The 4,255-nt window shown below is 73.8% G+C and carries 5 protein-coding genes; 2 read left to right on the top strand and 3 right to left on the bottom strand.

The features are described from left to right. The first annotated feature begins 389 nt into the window (after positions 1–389). On the top strand, positions 390–830 hold the full coding sequence (locus tag G3I40_RS39735; RefSeq protein ID WP_164559681.1) for a VOC family protein: 441 nt from the start codon (positions 390–392) through the stop codon (positions 828–830). 106 nt (positions 831–936) lie between these two features. Here the strand turns inward: G3I40_RS39735 and lysA are convergent, their stop codons facing one another. Both lysA and G3I40_RS39725 read right to left on the bottom strand, forming a co-directional pair. Continuing rightward, positions 937–2,274: a diaminopimelate decarboxylase gene (gene lysA, locus G3I40_RS39730; RefSeq protein ID WP_164559680.1), complete on the bottom strand. Its 1,338-nt coding sequence runs from the start codon at positions 2,272–2,274 to the stop codon at positions 937–939. 19 nt (positions 2,275–2,293) lie between these two features. Beyond that, positions 2,294–2,704, bottom strand: a complete 411-nt coding sequence (locus G3I40_RS39725) for an SAV_915 family protein (RefSeq protein ID WP_164559679.1) — start codon at positions 2,702–2,704, stop codon at positions 2,294–2,296. A gap of 327 nt (positions 2,705–3,031) precedes the next feature. Here G3I40_RS39725 and G3I40_RS39720 point away from each other — a divergent pair, with 327 nt between their 5' ends. Beyond that, positions 3,032–3,580: a universal stress protein gene (locus G3I40_RS39720; RefSeq protein WP_343245171.1), complete on the top strand. Its 549-nt coding sequence runs from the start codon at positions 3,032–3,034 to the stop codon at positions 3,578–3,580. A 45-nt stretch (positions 3,581–3,625) separates the two neighbouring features. Here the strand turns inward: G3I40_RS39720 and G3I40_RS39715 are convergent. Further along, positions 3,626–4,255: ROK family protein (locus G3I40_RS39715; protein WP_164559678.1), on the bottom strand; the 630-nt coding region annotated here is incomplete at its 5' end.

Raw genomic sequence — 4,255 nt, 5'->3', positions numbered from 1 at the left:
GGGGCGGCAGCACGGCGAGGCGCAGCAGTTGGGGCCGTATGTGGGTCTCGGCCGGGTGCGGCGCCGCCCGCCCGGTGGGCCTGCCGTGCCGACCGCCTTCGCGGCGCTCTGCGCGGGCGGCCGGCTGGCGAAGCTGAGACATACGGCGTCCTCGTCCTCTGATCTCTCGGGAGTGGGGCACGTCGGCGTGACGGCGCACAAGGGCAACCGGGCGTCGCACGGCGGGCACTCACGGTAGTCGTCAACGCCTCATGTGCGGTGGGCAGTTGCCAAACTCCGGCAGCCGACGTCCCGCTCTGGTATGACGCCTCGTACAGGCGGCCGATTACGTCTGTGGACATGCGTTCGCCGAGGCCGGACTGTCAGTGGCAGCGCCTACGGTCTGCTTCATGGCAACGAGATTCGACCTCACTCTCGACTGCGCGGACGCGTCCTTGGTCGCCGCCTTCTGGAAGACGGCGCTCGGCTATGTGGACGAGCCCCCGCCCGCGCCGTTCGCGACCCGCGAGGAGTGGCGCGCCTCGTTCGGTCCGCCGCGGGACGACAAGGAGGACGACGGGGGCGGCGCGTGGCTGTGCGATCCGGACGGCGCCGGACCCCGCCTGTCGATCCTGAGGGTGCGTGAGCCCAAGAAGACGAAGAACCGGCTGCACATGGACGTACGGGTGCCAGGTCACGGCCTGCCGGGTGAGCGCTGGGCCCGGATCGAGTCCGAGGCGGATCGTCTGGTGCGGGCGGGCGGCACGATCCTCGAGGAGTTCGACTACCACCACATCGTGATGGCCGATCCGGAGGGCAACGAGTTCTGTGTGGCGGCGGGTTCGCGCTGAGGACGGCCGGCGCGGACGCGCCGAAGCGCCCCGCGGGCGGATCGAAGATCCGGTCCCACGGGGCGCGGCGCACCTCGTGCACGGGCGCGGGGCAAGGCCCCTTCGGTCAGAGGCCGACGTCCCGGCTCCGGTAGTCGTCGAGGGACTCGCGCCGCACAAGAAGGCGGGCGTGTCCGTCGGCGACAGCGATCACGGGCGGACGCCCGACCAGGTTGTAGCCGGAGGCCATGGACAGGTGGTACGCGCCGGCCACCGGGAGGGCCAGCAGGTCGCCCGGGTGGATGTCGCCCGGCAGCGGGACGTCGGCGGCCAGGACGTCGCCGGCCTCGCAGTGCCGGCCGACCACGGTGGTCGTCGCGGCCCCGGCGTGCGAGTGCCGGCCGATCAGCCGCGGCGCGTACCGGACTCCGTACAGGGCGGGCCGCGGGTTGTCGCTCATGCCGCCGTCGACGGCCACGAACACCTTCTCGCCGGTGTGTTTGACGGCGAGGACGCGGTACACGGCGATGCCGGCGGGTCCGGCGAGCGCCCGCCCGGGTTCGATGAGCAGACGGGGCACGGCGAGCCCGGCGCCCGCGCAGCTCTCGGCGAGTTCCGCACGCATCCGACGGGCCAGTGCGGTGATGTCCAGGGACTCCTCGCCGGGCCGGTAGGCGATGCCGTGGCCGCCGCCCATGTCGAGTTCCGGCAGGACGACGCCGTGGCTGTCGCGGATCCGGGCCATGAGTCCGACCATGCGCCGCACCGCGGTGAGGTACGGCTTGACGGCGGTGATCTGCGAGCCCAAGTGGCAGTGCAGACCGGTGAGTTCGAGCTGCGGTTGGTCCAGGATGCGGGCGATGGCGTGCTGCGCGTAGCCGTCGGCCAGGGACAGGCCGAACTTCTGGTCGTCGGTACCGGTACGGATCTTCTCGTGGCCGCCCGCGGTGATGCCGGGCACGATGCGCACCATCACCTTCTGGTGGCCGTCCGAGCCGACGGCGGCGGCGAGCCGGGCGATCTCGGAGGGGCTGTCGATGACGATGCGGCCTACGCCCAGGCGCAGCGCGGCCTCGATGTCGTGCGGGGACTTGGCGTTGCCGTGCAGCACGATCTTCTCGGCCGGGAACCCGGCGGTGACGGCGAGTTCCAGCTCACCGGCCGAGCAGACGTCGAGCCCGAGGCCCTCGTCGCCGACCCAGTGGACCATGGCCCGCGACAGGAACGCCTTGGCCGCGTAGAGGACTTCGGCGTCGGGGAAGGCCGCGAGGTAGGTGCGGCAGCGGTCGCGGACCTCGGCCTCGTCGAGCACGTAGGCGGGCGTGTGGAACCGTTCGGCGATCTCGGCGAGCGGGACCCCGCCGACGGCGAGGTCGCCGGAGGGCAGCCGTGCGGTGGAGGCCGGCCACACCGACAGGTCGTCCGTCGCGGGCGGGGCGGGAGCATGCGGGTGCGTGAGGGTCATGGTGTACGTACTCCCTTGGTCAGTGGATCCACAGGGCGAGGGCGTCCGCGACGGCGGCGACGCCGGTCACGCGGGCGACGCCTGTCGCCTGTTCCTGCCATCGGTCCGTGGCCGCGTCGCCGCGCGTGCGGGCGGGCGCGGCGGCGACCGGGGCGGAGAAGGTGGGGTCGACCGTGACGCCGGTGACGCCGAGGGGCTCGGTGAGGGCGCGCAGCGCGTGGTCACCGAGCCTGATCCACTGCTGGTCCCCGCCCAGCGTCGCGACCAGTCGTTCGTGGCTGGTGAATCCGACGGCGGTGCGGGCGCCGAGCGGGGTGCGGAACATGCGGGCGGTACATCCCGTGGGTCCCGGCCGGACGGGTACGTAGAGCGGCCCGGCCGGGACGCGTTCGGAAGGTTCCGGGTCTTCACCGCACAACTGCTCGTGCATGGGACTCCCCCTAGAGAATCCTCGAAGCGGACAGGAGCGCCCTGACCGAGACCGGAGGTCCGGGGGCGTGACACAGACGCTATGCCCGAGGTGGCGGGCGGTCCGACGCTTCATGACGCGACGCTGACGGTGCGGGCCCGCGCGCTGACGGAACCCTGACGGCGGGCTGCTGGGCGCCGGTGCGCCCGCCTTCGGGCCCTGCCGTCATGACGCCGTCAGGATTGCTCCGCCGTACGTCAGGAGGGCGCCAACGACGGTACGAGCACGGTGCGTTGCCCTGTCCCATGGGAAGGCAGGAAGCGGAGCCCGGCAAGGAGCGAGGCCGTCGTGGAACAAGGCAGAGTGGATCGTCCGCCGCGTGTCGTGGCGGGTGTCAGCGGCAGCCTGGGCAGCCTCACCGCCCTGCACCGCGCGGTGGCCGAGGCGCGGACCACCGGGGCCGAGGTGTGGGCCGTGCTGGCCTGGTGCCCGCCCGGGGGCGAGCTCGGGCACCGCGGTACGCCCTCCGCCACGGTCCTCGGCGCGTGCAGACGGGCCGCGGGCGAGCAGCTCCTGCTGGCCCTCGACGCGGCGTTCGGTCCTGCCGTGCCCGGTGTGGCGCTGAAGGGGATCGTCGTGCGGGGCACCCCGGGCGCCGCGCTGGTGGAGGCGGCCGCGGGACCGGACGACCTCCTGGTGCTCGGGGCCGGTGCCCGCGGCCGGCTGCGCCGCGCGCTGCACCCCTCGGTCTCCCGCTACTGCCTGGCGCACGCGGCCTGCCCGGTGCTGGCCGTACCGCCCTCGCCCCTCCAGCACGCACTCGACTCGGCACATCGTCGGGTGCCCTGGCGGACGCCGGTCGACATCAGGGAGCTCACGGACCGCGGGACGACCTGACGGATCGGCGGGCCGCCCGCGCGGCGGACCTCCGCCCCCCGGTGCTCACCTGCGCCGCTCGCTCCCGGTCGCGAACAGTTCCGCCTCCACCTGGTCGAGCGCCAGCCGAACCGCCCCCTGGGCCGCCGCTTCGTCGCCGAGTCGCGAGGCGACCACCGTCACGGGGAACAGGCACAGTTCGGCAAGGCGTGACCGCAGAGGCGCCAGGAGGAGTTCACCGGCGCGCGACAGCCCCCCGCCGATCACGACGGCCTCGGGGTCGACGGAGAGGACCACGGCCGCGATGCCCTGGACGAGGTCCGCCGCGAAGTCGTCGAGCGCCTGGACGGCGGCGGGCTCGTCGTCGCGCACGGCGTCGAAAAGGGCCTCCGGCGTGCCCCAGCGCTCCAGTAGGCGCTGGTGGGCGGTGTGCCAACCGGATCCGGGCAGCACCCCGATCTCACCGGCCGCGCCGTGGCGGCCGTGCAGCACGGTGCCGCCGAGCAGGATGCCCGCGGAGATGCGGCGGCCGACGTGGACGTAGACGACGTCCTCGGCGTCGGTGGCGCCGCCGCGCCACCGCTCGCCCAGGGCCGCCAACTTGGAGTCGTTGCCCGCGACGACGGGCGCCGCGTAGGCGTCGCCGAACGCGGCGGCGAGGTCGGTGCCCGACCAGCCGGGCAGCAGCGAGCTCAC

This window comes from Streptomyces sp. SID14478 (genome assembly GCF_010548525.1).
Taxonomy (GTDB): domain Bacteria; phylum Actinomycetota; class Actinomycetes; order Streptomycetales; family Streptomycetaceae; genus Streptomyces.
Note: the sequence above shows the minus strand (reverse complement) of the source record. Positions and strands in the feature narration are given on the sequence as shown.